The following is an 18,049-nucleotide window of genomic DNA, read 5'->3' as shown; positions in this document are numbered from 1 at the left end:
GTGCGTCGCGAAAACAACAATATCACCCGATGTTTCAATGGCCTGGCAACACAACCCAACCCTTTCAGCCTGTACGCCCGTTGCCCCGCCAGCCAACCCCGGAACCTGATCTATGCTGGTGCCAGCAGCGCCGATATTTGCCTTCGCAATGCGATGCTGTCCGCATTATCCTCACCCCTTTCAACGGCCAGTATAATGAACCCTACCAGGGAGCTGCGCCGTTTAGTAAGCATCACTTTAACCTTCCAAGGCGCAGTGGGAGAACCGTGCCTTGGCAACCAACGTCGAAGCCAAAAGAGATAGGTGGCGGGCGACCGATGAAATGCCGATTTGAAGGTCGCTGAGTCTTGAAAACAACGCCCAGGGGATCACGTCCGATTCGCATACTTGCGACTCAAAAATGATGCTGGGCAAAGTTACGTCCCCAAAAATGGCGTAGTAGGCTTTCGGATTCATCCTCAGCACTGCGTCTCCCCTTTCGCATGTGCCCGAAAGACAACTTTTCGAGCCACATTTGCATGCTTCCTAGGTGGTACCACTGCAACAAAACCCAGCGCAGCGCAATTTGCCATCACCTGCTGTATCAGGTGCAATTCCTTCGGTTCGAGTTCAGGCGTTTTTAAGAGGAAACTCCAAGTGAAAGCTTGTACCTGCTTCAGTGCTATCAACGCTTACACAACCACCATGCAGTTGCATGATTGAGCGCACAATGGCCAATCCCAGACCACCGGAATCGTCGGGTTGATTGCGTGATGGATCACACCGGTAAAAGCGCTCAAACAATCGCGGTAGATGTTCTGCAGCAATCGGCTCACCGTGGTTGTGCACCGTGATTTCGAGCGTGTCCTGCGAAATCTCGCTGCTGATCGTCACTACAGAGGTGGGAGTTGCGTAGCGCAGCGCATTGGCCAGCAAGTTAGCCAAGGCTCGACGGATCAAGCCTGGATCACCCCGCAACTGATCCCGGGCCTGGTTTATCAGTTGCACATCTCGCTCTTGCGCCACGCCTTCGAAATACTCAGATAGCTGCTCAATCAGATCGTGCAGGTCGATGTGCTCGAATTTTACACAAGCATTTGGCTGCTCGGTACGAGCAAGAAACAGCATGCTGTCGATCATTCGTGCCAGCCTTTCATACTCTTCCTGATTGGAAACCAGCAGGTTTTGATAGTCCTCGATTGAGCGACTGCGCCTCAGGGCTTGCTGGGTATGTCCCATCAGGTTGCCAAGCGGGGTTCGCATCTCATGGGCGAGGTCTTCCGAGAAGCGTGATAGCTGGGCGAATCCGTCCTCAAGGCGTGCAAGCATCTGGTTGAGGGCGCTACAGAGCAGCTTGAGCTCATTCAGTTCATTGAACTCATCCAGCCGCAGATGCAGATGCTGCACGTCAATTGCCGCAGCGCGCTTGGCCAGCAGACGCACGGGGCGCAAGCCTCGTTGACTAACCCACCAGCCGAATACGAAAGCCAGCAGCGCACCGACGGACATGGCCAGCCATAGCTTGAGCCGGTAAACCCCCATCATCTGCTCGCGCTCTGCCAACAACTTGCCAGCGATCAGGGTCAAGCCGCGATCACCCTGCATGACGTCCTGCCAGGCAAGCCGCACTGGCTCGGAAGAGTGGTCGTCAACGAGGCGAGCATGGGGTGCCGCCGGCAACTTTGGAAACGTCATCCCCACTGGGTTGATTTCGATCAGCACCTTGCCGGTGTCATCGACGATCCATAGCAAATTGTCGCGATTGCCCAACATGTTTTCGTAGAGCTTGGGCCGACCTCGCAGTTGCTCGATGCTGTCGCTATCGCTGATCAAGGCTTGCATTCGCTCCAGGCGCCCCAGCAGGGCCTGGTCATCACGCCAGGCAATCTCTCGCCGCAACGATTGATAAAGATAAAAACCGATGGAGCCCAGTAACAGTGCGCTGACCAATGCGAACATGATCGCCAGGCGCAGGCTCAGGGTGCGCGGAAACAGATTCAGGATTGCACCTCAAGCATGTAACCGATACCACGCACTGTGTGTATCAACTTAAGTGAGTATGGATCGTCAACCTTGGCACGCAGTCGACGGATAGCGACATCCACCACATTGGTGTCACTGTCAAAATTCATCTGCCAGATCTGGGAGGCAATCAGCGAGCGCGATAGCACCTCCCCTTCACGACTGAGCAGCAGATGCAGCAGGGCGAATTCCTTGTTGGTCAGGGTGAGACGCTCGCCGTTGCGCGTTACCCTGCGTCGCAACAAGTCCAGGCTCAGATCACCAGCCACAAAATGCTCAACCTCGCGAGGCGGGCCACGGCGTAGCAAAGTGCGTACGCGTGCCAATAACTCGGCATAGGAAAAGGGTTTCACCAGATAATCATCGGCACCCAACTCCAGCCCCTTGACCCGATCATCAACCGAATCACGTGCGGTGAGAAACAGCACCGGGGTCTGCCACTTACGCCGGATGATTTGCAGCAATTGCCAGCCATCCAACCCCGGCAGCATGACATCCAGAATGACCAGATCGAACTCACTCTCCTGTGCCAAATGCTGGCCATCCAGCCCGTCAAGGGCGATCTCTACCGCATAGCCCGATTCAGTCAGGGCTTTGCGCAGGTAATCCGCCATTTTCGTTTCGTCTTCAACCACCAGGATACGCATTTTTTCCTCCAGAACAGGAGCACAGGCTAGCCCGCTTCGCTGATTTCTCACATTACATATTGGTAATCAGGAGGCAATCATTCTGACGGGGTGGGCTGGTCATGATGTCTGGCAATGACTCAGACATCCTCAACCAAGGAAACCGCATGCGTACAAGCCTATCGACTTCATTGCTGATCACACTCGCAATGAGCTCTGCGTTCGCCGTTGCAGCCCCGGATCAAGTGGCGCAGCGCAAGGACGTGTCACTTGCAATGGCTAACGATTTGCTCAATGCCGCGCTCACAGCCTGTCACGCCGATGGCCGCACAGCCGTTGCCGCCGTTGTTGACCGTGGCGGCAATCTGGTTGCCGTGCAACGCGATGACAATGTCGGCCCGCACAACACGTTAGCCGCGCAACGCAAAGCCTACACCGCCCTGTCGACCAAGACTTCGACGCGGTTGTTAGCTGAACGCGCTCGCGCTAATCCGGATGCTGAAAACCTCAACACCCTCGATGAGCTGTTGCTGCTGGGTGGAGGCGTGCCATTGAAATTCGAGGGTCAGGTCATCGGCGCCATCGGAGTGGCCGGTGCAGGCGGTGCTGCAAACGATGAGGGTTGTGCAGAGGTTGCTATCAACAAAGTTTTACCTGCCGTTAAAAACTAAGGACATCACCATGACTGTATTGAAAAGTTTCTTCGCTGGCGCTGTATTAAGTGCCCTTTCAGCCCTTGCATCAGCGGCAGCAAATCCATTGAGCGTGCATGTACTCAATTTGCAGGATGGCCTGCCCTCCCCTGGCATCAATGTCACGTTGGAAAAACAGGATGGGAAAAACTGGGACATGCTCAACAGCGCGGCAACCAACGAGCAAGGTCGTATCACCGGGCTGTATCCGGAAGGTCGGGGTCTGGAGAAAGGTACCTACCGTGTCACCTTCAAGACCGGTGAGTGGTTCAAGGCGCACAAAACGTCCAGCTTCTTTCCGGAGGTACCCGTCATATTTGAGGTGGACGGTACCGTCCCGCACTACCACATCCCGTTGCTTCTCAGCCCCTACGGTTTCTCCACCTACCGAGGAAATTGATAGTTAAGCGATACCAAATGGATACCACCCGAAGGTGAAGACAGCCGCCCCTACTCCAAAGGGCGGCACTGTCACTTGAATTTTCGACATCAAAACCTTGCGCGATGACCACGCCCACTCCTTAGCCTGGTTCTCATTACAGGGGATGATGCCGGTGACAGCAACGCTCTGATCCTTGACCATGAATTGCAGGCAGCTCATCCCCCCTCCCGATTGGCCATGCTGAGATAAGGGCTGCGGTCGATTTCACGGCGCAAAGAATAGCGCCCATCTTCAGCCTGTTCCTGGGCGTACTTGATTAAAACTTATACAAAATACTGCCATGCGCATAAGACTGAACAGCGGGCAGTGGCGCTTTACTTTGACGAGGAATGCCCGCTCTGCGTTCTCTAAATCAATGTCCTGCGCAAAAGCGCCAATCAGTCCCAACCGTTTTTGTCGGCGTCCGTTGTGATGGGCCTGAACCCACGCCATGGTGCTAGCGCGCTGCAACCCTCAAGTATTTCGGCTACTTAAATGACTTGAGGCGCAATCTGTGCGCCCCTTTCAGCCGGATATCGAGTGCTCTGCCGATTATGCGAAAGCTGCGTAAACCGATGGTCAATTGCCGATGCTCAATCCCTACCCGGTCAATGCATGACCCGCGTTCAACATGCACCATCGTGTTTAACCACGAATTTTCTTGTACAATCACCATAGCCATGTACAGGTTTTGCGTTAGCTTGATGAAAGTGCCAAGCAGTCCATATCCATTGAGGTACATATGTTCAACTCGCAAATCAAAAAAGAGCTGGCCATCAGCCAGCAGCGCCTGACTGACTGCGAAGCCACCCTCGCAGCATTAGGTGGCTCCATGGCTCTGATTGAGTTCCAACCTGATGGCACGATCCTCGGCGCCAATAACAATTTCCTGAGACTAATGGGCTATCGCCTTGAGGAAATTCACTCTCGGCATCACCGCTTATTCTGTACGCCGACCTACGCCAACAGCGTCGCTTATCAAGGTTTTTGGTCACGCCTGAGTAAGGGTGAGTTCATAAACGACCGCTTCCTGCGCCTGAACAAACAGGGACATGAGATCTGGCTGGAGGCCAGTTATAACCCAGTTCGCGACACCTCCGGACGGGTGATCAAGGTCGTCAAGATTGCGACTGATGTCACTGCCCGGGTGCAGAAGGAACAAGAGCAGGAGAGCCAAATCAAGGCGATTAACCGTTCCATGGCAACCATTGAGTTCAACCGGCAGGGAGAAGTCATCAGCGCCAACGAAAACTTCCTTGCAGTCATGGGTTACCGGCTGGATGAGATTATAGGCAAGCACCATCGTCTGTTCTGTGAGCGTCGCGAAAGTGAATCCAACGAGTACCGCCAGTTCTGGGAGCGCCTGAATCATGGCGAATTTTTCTCCGGTAACTTCAAGCGCCTCAACAACCAGGGACACACCGTCTGGTTACGTGCGACTTACAATCCGGTGTTCGACGCCAACGGCAGCCTTTACAAAGTCGTTAAGTTTGCGAGCGATATCACTGCTCAGGTGCTCCAGCAGGAAGCTGAGTCACGAGCTGCACGCATGGCCTATGAGACTTCACTGAAAACCGACGATACAGCACACGAAGGTGCACGAGTGGTGCAGGAGACAGTGGATGTCATGCAAAGCCTGGCTGGCGAATTGAATCACGCAGCCGAAGGTATCAATGCTGTCAGTCAGCAGTCGGAAGTAATCAGCAGCATCGTGCAAACCATCCGTGGCATCGCCGAACAAACGAATCTTCTAGCGCTAAACGCAGCCATCGAAGCGGCTCGTGCCGCAGAGCAGGGTCGTGGTTTTGCGGTGGTCGCTGACGAAGTGCGCAATCTGGCTTCGCGCACAAGCCAAGCCACCATCAAGATTGTCGAGGTGGTGCAGCACAATCGTGAATTGGCCAAGGGGGCAGTGACCAGGATGGAGGCGAGTAAAGACAAGGCAGAACAAGGCGTCAAATTAGCCGGCGAGGCTGGTCAAGTGATCCTGGATATTCAGGATAGTGCTCGCCAAGTCGTACACGCGATCAGCAATTTCTCGTCGGCACTCGCACGATGATTCAGCCTAGCGGCATATACGAAATCTTGGTTTGATCGACACATTGATAGTTATTGAAAAATGGGTTTTGAATGAACGAAAAATCACGACCAGTCCCTCCTTGTAGTGCCTGCAGGGAGGGCAAAGAACTGGATTTTGAGTTCAGTATGGCGTTCCAGCCAATCGTCGATCTGCGCGACAACAGTATTTTTGCCTACGAGGCTTTGGTACGTGGTTGCGATGGCAGTGGTGCCTCTGCCATTCTTGGAAAGGTGAACGAACAGAACCGATATGCCTTTGACCAAGCCTGTCGGGTCAAGGCTGTTGAACTTGCTTCACGCTTGCAAATCCCGTGCTTTGTCAGCATCAACTTCTTACCCAATGCGGTATATCAAGCAGCCACGTGCATTCGAGCGACGCTTGAAGCCGCAAACAGATTTGGATTTCCCACCGAGCGGCTGATTTTTGAGATCACCGAAAACGAAGAGCTGGTGGACAAGGAACATCTAAAAAGCATCATTCGAGAGTATCGTCTTAAAGGCTTCAAGACAGCGATAGATGATTTCGGTGCTGGGTACTCGGGGCTCAATTTGCTGGCAGAGTTCCAACCCGACATTCTCAAACTGGACATGGCCTTGGTACGTAGCATCTGCACTGACCCGGTGCGACAGGCAATCGTCCAAGGCATTCTCGGTGTATGCAAAGCGCTCAATATTGATGTGATTGCAGAGGGCGTAGAGACCAATGCTGAATTACAGCAGTTACTAACGCTCGGCATTAACCTCTATCAAGGCTATCTGTTCGCAAAACCCGAATATGAAACGCTGCCAAAGGTGAATTGGCCAACCCCAACCATTGGCTAGACGGTGATCGAGCTGTCTTAAAGCACCGTGCTAAAAGCCGCTATCGTTCGCCATCACGTTGTACCCGTACGACAGTAATATTGAGCTATTCAAAGCGTGCTCGTCATTCCGCTGCCACTTTAGGTGGTTTTTTTCCTGATAATTTCGGCAGCAGTTTTGCTGACCCTACCAGTGGGATCTCGGCTTTTTCGAGAGCAGAGGCTGCACCGCATTGCAAAATCGTTTCCAACGGTCGCAGGTCGGACTCGATCAGCGCCTTCTGACACCATTGATAGTGGTCATGCCAGGGGCCCGCCTTGTGAGAGCTCGCTGCTTTTAGGGCGCCGCCTAATCATTTGTGCATGACCGCTTCGAAGATCACCTGCCACGTCGAACGACGTCGATTTTGGGGGGTGATCCCGATCGCCGAATGTGGAGCCGTGTACAAACGGTGCATACGCAAAATCGAGGCCGTTTTCAATCACACGATCCCAACTTGCCTCCCAATCGAAATGACCGGACACCACGTTTACAGCTGAATCGTCGACCCAGTCCAGCGTCGGTAGAGGTGGCCGGGTAGGTCAACCAAAAATCCCCAGATCCAGCCATAGCGCTCCAATGTCGGATACGCGTCGATCCGAGCCTTCGCCGGAATGCGCAATTGTCAGGTCGTATTTTTGGGTCTATGTTATACAAAACCTATACAAGATCATAGCAAATGTACAACAAAGAGCATCAGCCACTGACGCTGTACTTTGATGGTAAATGTCCATTGTGTGCGCGCGAAATTAAGATCTTGCGCCGACACGCCGCACAGAGCCGACTGCTGTTTGTTGACATAAACAGCGCTGAGTTTGACGCCAAAGCACTTGGTTTCACGTTCGAGCAAATGCAGGCGACTCTTCATGCCTGTTTCGCCGATGGCCGCTGGGTTAAAGGCCTGGACGCCACCCTATGGAGCTGGCGTGCCGCCGGCCTGGGATTTTGGGCCACGCCGCTGACGTGGCGTGCACTCAGACCGCTGCTTGCACTCGGTTATCGCCTGTTTTGTCGTCTCCGTCCCCATTTGGCGTGGTTACCTCACCCAGATGGCCGCCGTCGATGTGTCGATAACCGGTGTGCGGTGCCGGAAGCAAAACCCACACCCGACGAGCTGCTCACCTTCAAAACAAAGCAGCCCTGGAACGATTAGCTTTGGGATGGGCTCGACGAATAACCAGAGCCGCACCCCGTGTTATCTGCGTCATATCGTACGCAGCAGAAACGCCCCTACTGCCAAGGATTGCCATCACATGAAGCGCAGCATGGCTGCGAGGAATCTAAATGAACCCATCAATAGCCGAGCATTACCGTGAAATTCTCGTCGCCCTGGGCGAGAACCCTGAGCGTGAAGGACTGCTGGACACGCCCAAGCGCGCAGCCAAAGCGATGCAGTACCTGTGCAACGGCTATTCGATGAGTCTGGAGGAAGTCATCAACGGCGCACTGTTCGAATCGCTAAACGACGAAATGGTCATCGTGCGCGACATCGAACTGTATTCATTGTGCGAGCACCACATGCTGCCCTTCATCGGCAAAGCTCATGTCGCGTACATCCCGACAGGGAGGGTATTGGGCCTGTCCAAGGTCGCACGAGTGGTCGATATGTTTGCCCGCCGCTTACAGATTCAGGAAAACCTCACCAAACAAATTGCCGACGCCCTTCAGCACATGACCGATGCCGCCGGGGTGGCTGTGGTTATTGAGGCAAAGCACATGTGCATGATGATGCGAGGCGTGGAGAAGCAAAACTCGGTGATGACCACATCGGTGATGCTGGGCGCCTTCCGCGAGTCGTCCGCTACGCGTCACGAGTTCTTGCAACTGATAGGGCGACGCGGTTAGCGCCAAAAATCGTGACGGTCTGCGGGAGAGGCTAAATGAACAGTTCCTTCAGGATGAGCTCCCTTGGCGAAGGCTACCGTGCCTTGGTGATAGGCGCCAATGGAGCGCTCGGCTCGGCGTTTTGTGAGTTGCTCAATGAAGATTCGCGTTGTGCGGGTGTTCGCGAGCTGGGGCGCAACAGTGTTCCGAGATTGGATATGGAAAAGCCCGATAGTATCGCCAGGGCGGCTGCCGAATTATCTGAAGAAGCCCCGTACCAGTTGATTGTGCATGCTGCGGGTCTGCTCCATCGTGATGAAATCAAGCCAGAAAAGAGTTACTCCGCAATTGAAGCGGATGCGTTACTGGCAGTATTCCAAGTCAACACACTCGGGCCTGCGTTGGTTTTGCGTCACTTTCTGCCCTTGCTTGACCCTCGTGGCGCGATGGCTGTGCTCTCCGCCAAGGTGGGTAGTATCGGCGATAACCGTTTGGGCGGCTGGTATGCCTATCGCGCCTCCAAGGCGGCGTTGAACATGCTGATAAAAACCGCTGCCATCGAACTGGCAAGAACGCGTCCTCAGACCCGCTTGTTGAGTCTACATCCAGGCACCGTCATTTCCGGCCTGTCACAACCCTTTCGTGGCGCCTCTGCAGCCAGGCCGGCAAGTATTGCTGCCCATGAGTTGTTATCACTGATTGACCGCTTGGCGCCCGCCGACAGCGGCAATTTCTTTGCTTACAACGGAGAACGCCTACCTTGGTAGGCAGGGAGTGAACCTTGAATCTGCAAGCGTTGACCGAACGGGCCGCGAATGGCGAAGTACGCGAGTTGGAGCTGCTGTCGCTGGAGGGCGGTTTTTATCTGGCACGAGTCAGGCTGGATCACGGCCAGTTAACTTTGCTGGACGATGTAGCGAAGCCTATGCACCTTCGCTCCATCAATCACCTGCGTGAGTTAATGCAGCTCGTCCCGCCATTTCCATGCGTGCTTGTGCAGCAGTGTGTCCATGACGAGATGTGCGGCTCACGTGAGGGGCCCATCGAGCCGTTGCGCATTCCTTTCTCCCTGGCTGCGCCTTGGTGAGTCACCTTACGCTGGATCCTGTCGAATGAACAAGACTCACCGACTATGCCTGGTCTTGGGCGACCAGTTGTCCTTCGACCTGGCCTCATTGAAAGGGCTGGATGCGGAGCAGGATACGGTTTTGCTGGTGGAGGTGATGGAGGAAGCCAGCCATGTGCCCCATCACCCGCAAAAAATCGCCCTGATCTTCAGCGCCATGCGCCATTTTGCCGAAGCGTTGAAGCAGCGTGGCATCCGCGTGCAGTACGTCACCCTCGATGATCCACAGAATAGCGGTTCGGTGCCGGGCGAATTACGCCGCTGGCAGTCGCTGCTGCACGCAGAGGAACTGCACCTGACTGAGTGCGGTGACTGGCGCCTGGAGCAGTCGCTCAAGGAGTGCGGCTTAGCGATCCAGTGGCATACCGATAGCCGCTTTCTCTGCTCCCGGGCCGATTTTTCGTCCTGGGCCGAAGGCAAAAAGCAGCTGCGCATGGAGTTCTTCTACCGTGAGATGCGGCGCAAGAGTGGCCTGTTGCTCAACGGTGACGGCAGCCCGGTCGGCGGTACCTGGAACTTTGATGCCGAAAACCGCAAGACACTTCCCAAAGGCTTAAGAGCCCCCTCGCCCATGCGTTTTTCGGCCGATGCAGTCACACAGGATGTGCTGGCGCTAGTCGCAAAAAACTTCTCCAGCCACTATGGCGCCCTCGACGCCTTCGATTACCCGGTCACCCACGCCGATGCCCAGGCCTTGTGGGATTACTTCCTCGATTGGGGCTTGGCCGCCTTTGGCGATTACCAAGATGCGATGGCCAGTGATGAACCCTTCCTGTTCCACGCGCGTATCAGCGCTGCACTCAATATTGGCTTGCTGGATCTGCGTCGATTGTGCAATGACGTGGAAGCTGCTTACTGGGCGCACAGGATTCCGCTGAACGCTGCCGAAGGCTTTATCCGCCAACTCATCGGCTGGCGTGAATACGTGCGGGGCGTCTACTGGCTGAAAATGCCCGAGTACGCCAGCGGCAATCTTTTTGGCAACAGCAGGCCGCTTCCTGAGTTCTATTGGACGGGCGACACCCAGATGAACTGCATGAGCCAGGCGATCGGTCAAAGTTTGAAATACGCCTATGCCCACCATATCCAGCGCCTGATGGTGACCGGCAACTTTGCGCTATTGGCCGGCATCGCGCCGAGCCAGATTTGCGACTGGTACCTGGCGATATACATGGACGCATTCGACTGGGTCGAGCTGCCGAATACGTTGGGAATGGTCATGCACGCCGATGGCGGTTACCTGGGCTCCAAGCCTTATTGCGCCAGTGGCCAATATATAAAGCGAATGTCTGACTACTGCCGTGACTGCGCATACAAAGTCAGTGAAAGCACGACGTACGACGCTTGCCCTTTCAACTCGCTCTACTGGCATTTCCTGATGCGTCACGGTGACCTTCTGCGTGGCAATCAGCGCATGAGCATGATTTATAAGAACCTTGACCGCATGCCTGAATCCAGGCAGCAGGCGCTATGGCAACGTGGCCAATTTTTGCTCGCAAAACTAGATGAAGGCGAGTCATTCTGAAAAAGAGTGAGCTCCCAGTCAAAACATGCCTGACATGCGGCCTTCCCTTCACATGGAGGAAGAAGTGGGCTCACTGCTGGGAGCAAGTGCGCTACTGCTCGGAACGCTGCCGGCGCAGCAAACCTACCAAACACTGAGATCGAGTAGGAGGCGGATTCACATCCGCCGTCCTCTCACCGTACGTACGGTTCCGTATACGGCGGTTCAGGTTACACGGCTAAGCCGGTTTATCGTATCCAGTACCGAGACCAGTCCGAGCCCATCCCATAGCTTCTTCGGCAACGCCTGGTTCATATGTGGCGCTCCCAAGTTCCATTCGTGGTCGAGTTCGTTAAGCAGGATGTTCGACAGCAACGGCGACAGCATTCCCGCTTCGAGATAGCGACGGATCAGCCTGAGCACACGTTTGTCTTCGATTTGACGCTCGGTGTAGGCCATCAATACATCGTGGTTGACCCGATCAAAGAACTTCTCCAGATCCAGTTCCACGCACCAGCGGTGACCCGCTGCCACGTGGGCACGGGCTGTTTCGATGGCTGGGTGAGCGCTTCTGCCCGGACGGAAGCCGTAGCTGTAATCCGAGAACAAGTGGGTCGAAGATCGGCGTGAGCTGTTGCAGCAGTGCCTGTTGGATCAGGCGATCCACGACGCAGGGACTTCTTACCCCGCTGTGCCGCCTAATCCGCTTCCTGTTCGTCAGGCCAGCATTTTGCCTCGGGCTTCCTTCAGATTCGCAGTCACCCACGACACCTTTGCCACTGACTAACACTTCCCCTTGCCGGGTGTGTAAAGGACTTTCACCTCCAAGTCACCAGCGAGGCCACCACAGCCAAGCTGGTTGCGCTTACGCGCAACGCGCCATGCCTGGCGCACCAATAAAAAACCCCGTAGATCACTGATCTACGGGGCTATTTATAGTGGAGGCCGAGGTCGGAATCGAACCGGCGTAGGCGGATTTGCAATCCGCTGCATAACCATTTTGCTACTCGGCCTCAAAACATCTGCTGTCAGTAGCGCGACATCAAATGCGTAAAACTTGGAGCGGGAAACGAGACTCGAACTCGCGACCCCGACCTTGGCAAGGTCGTGCTCTACCAACTGAGCTATTCCCGCGTCTTGGTGTGGCGCATTCTATAGAATCCAGAAGCCCCGTCAACCCTTTGATTCAAAAAAGTTTTATTTCTTTTGCACGTCAGTCTTCAGGTGCGGCCAGGCAGCCCGCAAATACTGAACCATGGACCACAAAGTCAGGCCTGCGGAGACCATCAGCAAGGTGTAACCCAACAAGACCCAGAAGCTGAAATCCTTTGGATTGGCTAACAGGATCACCAGCGCCAGCATTTGCGCGGCGGTTTTCCATTTGCCCAGGTTCGATACGGCCACGTGCGCACGGGCGCCGAGCTCGGCCATCCATTCGCGCAAGGCCGAGACCACGATCTCGCGACCGATGATCACGGCAGCCGGCAGCGTGAGCCACAGATTGCCGTGTTCCTGCACCAGCAACACCAGGGCAACGGCGACCATCAGCTTGTCGGCCACGGGGTCGAGGAAGGCCCCGAACGGCGTGCTTTGTTCCAGGCGTCGGGCCAGGTACCCGTCCAGCCAGTCGGTGGCGGCGGCGAAGGCGAAGACCGAGGCTGACGCCAGGTAACTCCAGTGGTAAGGCAGGTAGAACAGCAAAATGAAGATCGGTATGAGCAGGACGCGTAGAACGGTAATCAGATTAGGGATATTCATCGGCACAACTGGCTACGAGGTGAGGGGGGCATTCTACTCGCTGTGCAGATTGGCATAAATCAACTCTGCGAGCTTTTTACTGATCCCGGGGGCTTTGGCGATCTCTTCGATGCTGGCACGAGACAGCTCCTGCAATCCACCAAAATGTTTGAGCAAATCGCGCCGACGTGTCGGCCCGACTCCGGCAACGCCTTCAAGCGTCGAGGTGCGCCGGGTTTTGCCGCGTCGCGCGCGGTGCCCGGTAATCGCAAAACGGTGGGCTTCGTCGCGAATCTGCTGGATCAGGTGCAGCGCGGGGGAATCACCGCGCAAAGTGAATTCGTGGGCGGCATCGTTGAGGTACAGGGTTTCGAAACCGGCCTTGCGCGTCGCACCCTTGGCTACGCCGAGCAGGATCAGGTCGGGGACCGCCAGCTCATCGAGCACGTCGCGAGCCATCGACAGCTGGCCCTTGCCGCCGTCAACCAGCAGAATATCCGGCAGCTTGCCCTCCCCGTCCTTGAGCTTGCTGAAGCGCCGGGTCAGCGCCTGGTGCATGGCGGCGTAGTCATCGCCCGCCGTGACGCCCTCGATGTTGTAGCGCCGGTAATCGGACTTGATCGGGCCTTCGGGGCCAAACACCACGCACGAGGCCACTGTCGCCTCCCCGCTGGAGTGGCTGATGTCATAGCACTCGAGACGCTGGGGTGGCTCGTCCAGCTTGAGCACTTCGGCCAGGGCGTCGAAACGCGCGGCAACGTGCTGTCGGTTGGCCAGGCGCGCGCCCAGGGCCTGCTCGGCATTGGTCACCGCCAATTGCTGCCAGCGCGCACGCGTACCGCGCACCCGGTGGCTGATGGTCAGTTCGCGACCGCGCAGCTCGTGAATGGCCGCGATCAGTGTCGGAAAATCTTCGTGAACCACATTGACGATCAACTCGCTCGGCAAGTCGCGTTCAGGACTGCTGATGTAGTACTGGCCGAGAAACGCCGCCATGACTTCAGACACGTCTTCTTCGATACCCACCTGCGGGAAGAAGTTCTTGCTGCCCAGCACTCGCCCGCCGCGCACACTGATCAGGTGGACACAGGCGCCACCCGGATTGACGAACGCTGCAATCACGTCGACGTCACCCGTGCCGCCTTCCATGCTCTGTTGATCCTGAACCCGGCGCAGCAGCGAAATCTGATCGCGCAGTTCGGCGGCGCGCTCGAATTCGAGGTTGATCGCCGCCTCTTCCATGGCCGCGGACAACTCGTCGCTCAACGCATTGCTGCGACCCTCGAGGAACATCACCGAGTGCCGCACATCCTCGGCATACACCTGTGGGTCGACCAGGCCGACACAAGGTGCCTTGCAGCGCTTGATCTGGTATTGCAGGCAAGGCCGCGTGCGGTTCTTGTAATAGCTGTCTTCGCATTGGCGAACGAAAAAGGCCTTTTGCAACAGGCTCAGGCTTTCGCGAATCGCCCCGGCGCTCGGATAGGGACCGAAGTATTTACCCTTGGCCTTCTTCGCCCCGCGGTGGATGCTCAAGCGTGGAAACTGGCCATCGGAGAGAAAGACATAAGGATAGGATTTGTCGTCGCGCAGCAGGATGTTGTACGGCGGACGCCACTCCTTGATCAGCGTCTGCTCAAGCAGCAAGGCCTCGGTTTCATTGGCGGTGATGGTCGTTTCGACCTGGGCGATACGCGCCACCAGCGCAGCCGTCTTGGGGGCCAGGCCGGTTTTTCGAAAGTAGCTCGACAGGCGATTCTTGAGGTTCTTGGCCTTGCCGACGTAGAGCAGGCGCGCATCGCTGTCGAACATGCGATAGACGCCGGGGCGCCCGCTGACCGTCGACAGGAAGGCGCTTGGATCGAATTTTTCAGTCATTTTCAGAGGCTGGCATCAACCATGCCGTGTCGCACCGCCAACAGTGTCAACTCGACATCGCTGCTGATCGAAAGCTTTTCGAAAATGCGATATCGGTAGGTGTTCACGGTTTTCGGCGACAGGCACAACTTGTCGGAAATGATCTGGACTTTCTGGCAACCGACGATCATCAGCGCGATCTGGATTTCCCGCTCCGACAGTGCGTCGAACGGCGAATCGTTGGTTGGCTGGAACGACTTGATCGCCAGTTGCTGGGCAATTTGCGGGCTGATGTAGCGCTGCCCGGCAAACACCAGGCGGATGGCCTGGACCATTTCCGGCAATCCGGCGCCCTTGGTCAGGTAGCCCGCCGCACCGGCTTGCAACAGCCGCGTGGGAAACGGATCTTCCTCGCACACGGTCACCGCGACGACCTTGATGTCGGGATGGCTGCGCAATAATTTGCGGGTGGCTTCAAGACCGCCGATCCCGGGCATTTTGACGTCCATCAAGACCACATCGGGTTTCAACTCACGCGCCTTGAGCAGGGACTCTTCCCCGGACTCTGCCTGGCCGACTACTTGCAGGCCATCGATGTCAGCCAGCATTCGCGTAATGCCTGTACGAACGAGATCATGGTCATCGACTACTAGCACCCTAATCAAGCAGACACCTCGCGATATGATCTTATTTGGATTGCCCGCCACCTTAGCAAAAAGCATCTGGCAGACCTAGCGCCAAGCGTTATATAAAAAGTTTCCATTCGTCTTGCGCGGCCTGTCGGCTGCGTGTTTCAACGTGGCGCAGTGGACACCTCACGCTCCATGCGCAGGAAATACTCGTCCCTGCCCACCTCCTTAAAGCCCTTGCGCTCGTACAAGGCCCGCGCCGGATTATGTTCAAAAACCGTCAAGCGCAAGAGCTGGCGCCCTTCCCTGCACGCCAGTGCCAATACCTGATCGATTGCCCAGGAACCCGCGCCCTGCCCTCGAAACGCCTGGCCAACCTGCAGTTCGCGGATGTACAGCGCCCTGGCATCCCGACTGAGGCTGACAAATCCCAGACGACACTCGCCGCGCACAATCACCCGGTTGTCCCGCCCGGCCCAGGCGACATCGAATGCTTCGTCCAGCCACAACAGATCGTGCTGGATGTAATAACGCAGCATGTTGACGCACGTCAGGTCCCGGGCGAAGTCGAGGTCGCGGTCCGCTGCCGGGCGCCAGTCAGCATCCGGCAAGTCGCGGCGAACGTCATGCAATGGCGTCATGCTTGATCCTGTGAGGGTGGGTTGTTTCAAAGAACACGGAGTGTGTCACAACCCCATGGGCACTCAAGCGATAGAAGCCGCCGTTGATGAGCGATAGCATTTTCTGATTGAAACCTCGCACCAGCCTCTAGTAAGCTCGGTGCATTCATCGGAGATAGACCATGTTCAACGCCCGCCCACTGCTTCGTACCGCCAGCGCCCCGCGCTCGGTCGCGGCTGCCCGGGTGAACGACGCGTGCGCTCCGGCAAGCTTTTATTTTGGGTATTGGTTTAGCCACTGGCGCGCCTGATACCCAAACGGCGCCCACTTCAAACGGGTCGCCACCAGAGAATTTTCAACCCCCGGTCGGCCTCCCGACCGGGGGTTTTGTTTTTTGGGCCCGCCACTTATTTAGCGACACACCGCCATCAAGAGGATTCACGAAATGAACTACGCCACTTATTACCGTCACGACAGTTTTACCGCCTGGCGATTTACCACCCTCCGCTCGGGACAGCCTGCCGCCTCCGATCGGTCACCCACTGGTGGCAAGCACACACACGCAGCCAATCCGGCCAATTGTCGAACACCCCAGTAGGGCCGAGCGCGCGGGAACGACCCGCCGCCGCCCAGGAAGCCTGAACATGAACTCGTCCGTCTCTGCTCTGCCACTGTCAACCCTCAACCCAGCCAACGAAGCGCTGACCCTGCGCCTGCCAAGTTCGTTGCAACTCAAACAGCAATTGCCACTGAGCAACGCCCTGGCCCGCCAAGTCGCGACTCACCGCCAGGCGGTTCGCGCGATCCTCGGCGGGCAAGACTCCCGCCTGCTGGTCATCGTCGGACCCTGCTCGATCCATGATCCGAAATCGGCGCTCGAATACGCCGACAATCTGGCCCGTTTGGCCGCCGACGTCAGCGACCAGATGCTCCTGGTGATGCGCGCCTACGTCGAAAAGCCTCGTACCACGGTAGGCTGGAAAGGCCTTGCCTACGATCCGCACCTCGATGGCAGCGATGACATGGCCGGTGGCCTGAGCCTGTCGCGCGAACTGATGCGTGAAATGCTCATGCTCGGCTTACCGGTGGCGACTGAACTGTTGCAACCCATGGCCGCTGGCTACTTCGATGACCTGCTGAGCTGGGTGGCCATTGGTGCGCGTACCACCGAATCGCAGATCCATCGGGAAATGGCCAGCGGCCTGGGCATGCCGGTGGGCTTCAAGAACGGCACCGACGGCGGTGTCGGCGTGGCCTGTGACGCCATGCGCTCGGCCGCCCACCCGCATCGCCATTTCGGTGTCGACAGCCAGGGCCATCCCGCGATCATCCAGACCCCGGGCAACGCGGACACCCACCTGGTGCTGCGCGGCGGTCATCACGGCTCCAACTACGACCGCGCCAGCGTCGCCCGCGTGCACGCCGACTTGACCCGCCTGAAGATCCCGGCCCGGATCATGGTCGACTGCAGCCACGCCAACAGCGGTAAAGATCCGCTGCGCCAACCAGCCGCGTTCAACGACGTGCTGGAACAACGCCTGCAGGGTGATCGCTCGCTGATCGGCATGATGATCGAAAGTCATTTGTTCGAGGGTTGCCAGCCGCTGGGCCCGTCGCTGAAGTACGGCGTGTCGGTCACCGACGGCTGCCTGGGCTGGAGCGCGACAGAACAGCTGTTGCGCCAGGCGGCAGATCGGCTGCGGATACAGGAATAACGCCTGTAGGAGCGAGCATGTTCCGGGGTGCCTGACACCCCGTTCTCGCGAGCATGCTCGCTCATACAGTAAGGGCAAAACCGTAAGTGGCCGTTATCCCGGCAACGGCTATTCCCCCCCACACAAAAGCCCTGCGCAGTTCACGACCAAGGCCACGTCCACGTCCACCTCCGAGCATTCGTACCGTACCTATGCCTTTTTCCCCAGGCCACAGCGCCCATTTCATGCATCGCGCGGGGATTGGAGTCTTTAAAGTGAGGTCGAAATCACTTTCTTGAACCCCGGTACGTGTCAAGGTACCTGTCGCCTTGGTCCTACAGTTGTTAGCCCGTTGCGCCCTTAATTTCAGGACGCTCCGGGTTTAAATACACCGCATC

General features: G+C 56.6%; 19 protein-coding genes, 2 tRNA genes and 2 pseudogenes. 12 read left to right on the top strand and 11 right to left on the bottom strand.

Annotated elements, in window-relative coordinates:
* Window positions 1-609: 609 nt before the first annotated feature.
* Together ACIO0C_RS18085 and ACIO0C_RS18080 are read right to left on the bottom strand one after the other, a co-directional pair.
* On the bottom strand, window positions 610-1,980 hold the full coding sequence (locus ACIO0C_RS18085; protein WP_401314412.1) for a heavy metal sensor histidine kinase: 1,371 nt from the start codon (window positions 1,978-1,980) through the stop codon (window positions 610-612).
* A complete protein-coding gene (locus ACIO0C_RS18080; RefSeq protein ID WP_401314241.1) occupies window positions 1,977-2,648 on the bottom strand; it encodes a heavy metal response regulator transcription factor in 672 nt (223 codons plus the stop codon). Before ACIO0C_RS18080 ends, ACIO0C_RS18085 begins: the two co-directional genes overlap by 4 nt.
* A gap of 146 nt (window positions 2,649-2,794) precedes the next feature.
* Between ACIO0C_RS18080 and ACIO0C_RS18075 the strand changes: the two genes are divergently transcribed.
* Together ACIO0C_RS18075 and uraH are read left to right on the top strand one after the other, a co-directional pair.
* Window positions 2,795-3,298, top strand: a complete 504-nt coding sequence (locus tag ACIO0C_RS18075; protein ID WP_401314410.1) for a heme-binding protein — start codon at window positions 2,795-2,797, stop codon at window positions 3,296-3,298.
* A 10-nt stretch (window positions 3,299-3,308) separates the two neighbouring features.
* The gene (uraH, locus tag ACIO0C_RS18070) at window positions 3,309-3,719 is read left to right on the top strand and encodes a hydroxyisourate hydrolase (RefSeq protein WP_401314239.1); all 411 of its coding nucleotides are present in this window, start codon (window positions 3,309-3,311) and stop codon (window positions 3,717-3,719) included.
* A 3-nt stretch (window positions 3,720-3,722) separates the two neighbouring features.
* Here uraH and ACIO0C_RS18065 read toward each other — a convergent pair whose 3' ends face one another.
* Window positions 3,723-3,920 (bottom strand): hypothetical protein, encoded by a 198-nt coding sequence (locus ACIO0C_RS18065; RefSeq protein ID WP_401314237.1) that lies wholly within the window; start codon window positions 3,918-3,920, stop codon window positions 3,723-3,725.
* Between the two features lie 562 nt (window positions 3,921-4,482).
* On the opposite strand from ACIO0C_RS18065, the pseudogene ACIO0C_RS18060 reads away from it, so the two are divergent.
* From ACIO0C_RS18060 to ACIO0C_RS18050, 3 genes and pseudogenes are all read left to right on the top strand, one after another.
* Window positions 4,483-5,256 (top strand): annotated as a pseudogene (locus ACIO0C_RS18060) (PAS domain-containing protein); the annotation flags it as partial.
* A 33-nt stretch (window positions 5,257-5,289) separates the two neighbouring features.
* Window positions 5,290-5,799, top strand: coding sequence for a methyl-accepting chemotaxis protein (locus tag ACIO0C_RS18055; RefSeq protein WP_401314408.1), 510 nt, complete (start codon window positions 5,290-5,292; stop codon window positions 5,797-5,799).
* Window positions 5,800-5,870: 71 nt separating this feature from the next.
* Window positions 5,871-6,641, top strand: a complete 771-nt coding sequence (locus ACIO0C_RS18050; RefSeq protein ID WP_401314235.1) for an EAL domain-containing protein — start codon at window positions 5,871-5,873, stop codon at window positions 6,639-6,641.
* Between the two features lie 278 nt (window positions 6,642-6,919).
* Here ACIO0C_RS18050 and ACIO0C_RS18045 read toward each other — a convergent pair whose 3' ends face one another.
* Window positions 6,920-7,105 carry a hypothetical protein gene (locus ACIO0C_RS18045; protein WP_401314406.1) on the bottom strand — a complete coding sequence of 62 codons (186 nt, stop codon included), beginning with the start codon at window positions 7,103-7,105 and terminating at the stop codon, window positions 6,920-6,922.
* 233 nt (window positions 7,106-7,338) lie between these two features.
* Between ACIO0C_RS18045 and ACIO0C_RS18040 the strand changes: the two genes are divergently transcribed.
* The 6 genes from ACIO0C_RS18040 (at window position 7,339) to ACIO0C_RS18015 (ending at window position 11,271) form a co-directional block, all read left to right on the top strand.
* On the top strand, window positions 7,339-7,812 hold the full coding sequence (locus ACIO0C_RS18040) for a thiol-disulfide oxidoreductase DCC family protein (protein ID WP_401314233.1): 474 nt from the start codon (window positions 7,339-7,341) through the stop codon (window positions 7,810-7,812).
* Window positions 7,813-7,943: 131 nt separating this feature from the next.
* Entirely contained in the window at window positions 7,944-8,504 is a 561-nt protein-coding gene (gene folE / locus ACIO0C_RS18035) for a GTP cyclohydrolase I FolE (protein ID WP_401314231.1), read from the top strand.
* Window positions 8,505-8,539: 35 nt separating this feature from the next.
* Window positions 8,540-9,250, top strand: a complete 711-nt coding sequence (locus ACIO0C_RS18030) for an SDR family oxidoreductase (RefSeq protein ID WP_401314229.1) — start codon at window positions 8,540-8,542, stop codon at window positions 9,248-9,250.
* A 14-nt stretch (window positions 9,251-9,264) separates the two neighbouring features.
* The gene (locus ACIO0C_RS18025) at window positions 9,265-9,570 is read left to right on the top strand and encodes a DUF6482 family protein (protein ID WP_401314227.1); all 306 of its coding nucleotides are present in this window, start codon (window positions 9,265-9,267) and stop codon (window positions 9,568-9,570) included.
* Between the two features lie 25 nt (window positions 9,571-9,595).
* A complete protein-coding gene (locus tag ACIO0C_RS18020; RefSeq protein ID WP_401314225.1) occupies window positions 9,596-11,134 on the top strand; it encodes a cryptochrome/photolyase family protein in 1,539 nt (512 codons plus the stop codon).
* Complete coding sequence (locus tag ACIO0C_RS18015; protein ID WP_401314404.1) at window positions 11,131-11,271, top strand: DUF2256 domain-containing protein; 141 nt, start codon at window positions 11,131-11,133, stop codon at window positions 11,269-11,271. The genes ACIO0C_RS18020 and ACIO0C_RS18015 overlap by 4 nt, the downstream gene beginning before the upstream one ends.
* Window positions 11,272-11,449: 178 nt before the next feature.
* On the opposite strand, the pseudogene ACIO0C_RS18010 reads toward ACIO0C_RS18015, so the two are convergent.
* The 7 genes and pseudogenes from ACIO0C_RS18010 to ACIO0C_RS17980 form a co-directional block, all read right to left on the bottom strand.
* Window positions 11,450-11,789: pseudogene (locus tag ACIO0C_RS18010) on the bottom strand (reverse transcriptase domain-containing protein); the annotation flags it as partial.
* Between the two features lie 263 nt (window positions 11,790-12,052).
* Window positions 12,053-12,126, bottom strand: a tRNA-Cys gene (locus tag ACIO0C_RS18005).
* Between the two features lie 45 nt (window positions 12,127-12,171).
* Window positions 12,172-12,247: transfer RNA gene (locus ACIO0C_RS18000), tRNA-Gly, on the bottom strand.
* Window positions 12,248-12,310: 63 nt separating this feature from the next.
* Entirely contained in the window at window positions 12,311-12,871 is a 561-nt protein-coding gene (pgsA, locus tag ACIO0C_RS17995) for a CDP-diacylglycerol--glycerol-3-phosphate 3-phosphatidyltransferase (RefSeq protein ID WP_401314223.1), read from the bottom strand.
* 33 nt (window positions 12,872-12,904) lie between these two features.
* A complete protein-coding gene (uvrC, locus tag ACIO0C_RS17990; RefSeq protein ID WP_401314222.1) occupies window positions 12,905-14,728 on the bottom strand; it encodes an excinuclease ABC subunit UvrC in 1,824 nt (607 codons plus the stop codon).
* A gap of 2 nt (window positions 14,729-14,730) precedes the next feature.
* Complete coding sequence (gene uvrY, locus ACIO0C_RS17985) at window positions 14,731-15,372, bottom strand: UvrY/SirA/GacA family response regulator transcription factor (protein ID WP_008015884.1); 642 nt, start codon at window positions 15,370-15,372, stop codon at window positions 14,731-14,733.
* 128 nt (window positions 15,373-15,500) lie between these two features.
* Window positions 15,501-15,977, bottom strand: a complete 477-nt coding sequence (locus ACIO0C_RS17980) for a GNAT family N-acetyltransferase (RefSeq protein WP_401314220.1) — start codon at window positions 15,975-15,977, stop codon at window positions 15,501-15,503.
* A gap of 624 nt (window positions 15,978-16,601) precedes the next feature.
* Between ACIO0C_RS17980 and ACIO0C_RS17975 the strand changes: the two genes are divergently transcribed.
* Window positions 16,602-17,672, top strand: coding sequence for a 3-deoxy-7-phosphoheptulonate synthase (locus tag ACIO0C_RS17975; RefSeq protein ID WP_401314216.1), 1,071 nt, complete (start codon window positions 16,602-16,604; stop codon window positions 17,670-17,672).
* The last annotated feature ends 377 nt before the right edge of the window (window positions 17,673-18,049 follow it).

The sequence above is a fragment of the Pseudomonas sp. NPDC087336 genome, assembly GCF_044744285.1.
Lineage (GTDB): Bacteria > Pseudomonadota > Gammaproteobacteria > Pseudomonadales > Pseudomonadaceae > Aquipseudomonas.
Note: the sequence above shows the minus strand (reverse complement) of the source record. Positions and strands in the feature narration are given on the sequence as shown.

Coding starts and splice junctions, on each gene's coding strand:
- ACIO0C_RS18055 (WP_401314408.1), top strand. CDS start 5,290: ATGGCCTATGAGACTTCACTGAAAACCGACGATACAGCACACGAAGGT.
- folE (WP_401314231.1), top strand. CDS start 7,944: ATGAACCCATCAATAGCCGAGCATTACCGTGAAATTCTCGTCGCCCTG.
- ACIO0C_RS18030 (WP_401314229.1), top strand. CDS start 8,540: ATGAACAGTTCCTTCAGGATGAGCTCCCTTGGCGAAGGCTACCGTGCC.
- ACIO0C_RS18080 (WP_401314241.1), bottom strand. CDS start 2,648: ATGCGTATCCTGGTGGTTGAAGACGAAACGAAAATGGCGGATTACCTG.
- ACIO0C_RS18040 (WP_401314233.1), top strand. CDS start 7,339: ATGTACAACAAAGAGCATCAGCCACTGACGCTGTACTTTGATGGTAAA.
- uvrC (WP_401314222.1), bottom strand. CDS start 14,728: ATGACTGAAAAATTCGATCCAAGCGCCTTCCTGTCGACGGTCAGCGGG.
- ACIO0C_RS17975 (WP_401314216.1), top strand. CDS start 16,602: ATGAACTCGTCCGTCTCTGCTCTGCCACTGTCAACCCTCAACCCAGCC.
- uraH (WP_401314239.1), top strand. CDS start 3,309: ATGACTGTATTGAAAAGTTTCTTCGCTGGCGCTGTATTAAGTGCCCTT.
- ACIO0C_RS17980 (WP_401314220.1), bottom strand. CDS start 15,977: ATGACGCCATTGCATGACGTTCGCCGCGACTTGCCGGATGCTGACTGG.
- ACIO0C_RS18075 (WP_401314410.1), top strand. CDS start 2,795: ATGCGTACAAGCCTATCGACTTCATTGCTGATCACACTCGCAATGAGC.
- pgsA (WP_401314223.1), bottom strand. CDS start 12,871: ATGAATATCCCTAATCTGATTACCGTTCTACGCGTCCTGCTCATACCG.
- ACIO0C_RS18020 (WP_401314225.1), top strand. CDS start 9,596: ATGAACAAGACTCACCGACTATGCCTGGTCTTGGGCGACCAGTTGTCC.
- ACIO0C_RS18065 (WP_401314237.1), bottom strand. CDS start 3,920: ATGAGCTGCCTGCAATTCATGGTCAAGGATCAGAGCGTTGCTGTCACC.
- ACIO0C_RS18050 (WP_401314235.1), top strand. CDS start 5,871: ATGAACGAAAAATCACGACCAGTCCCTCCTTGTAGTGCCTGCAGGGAG.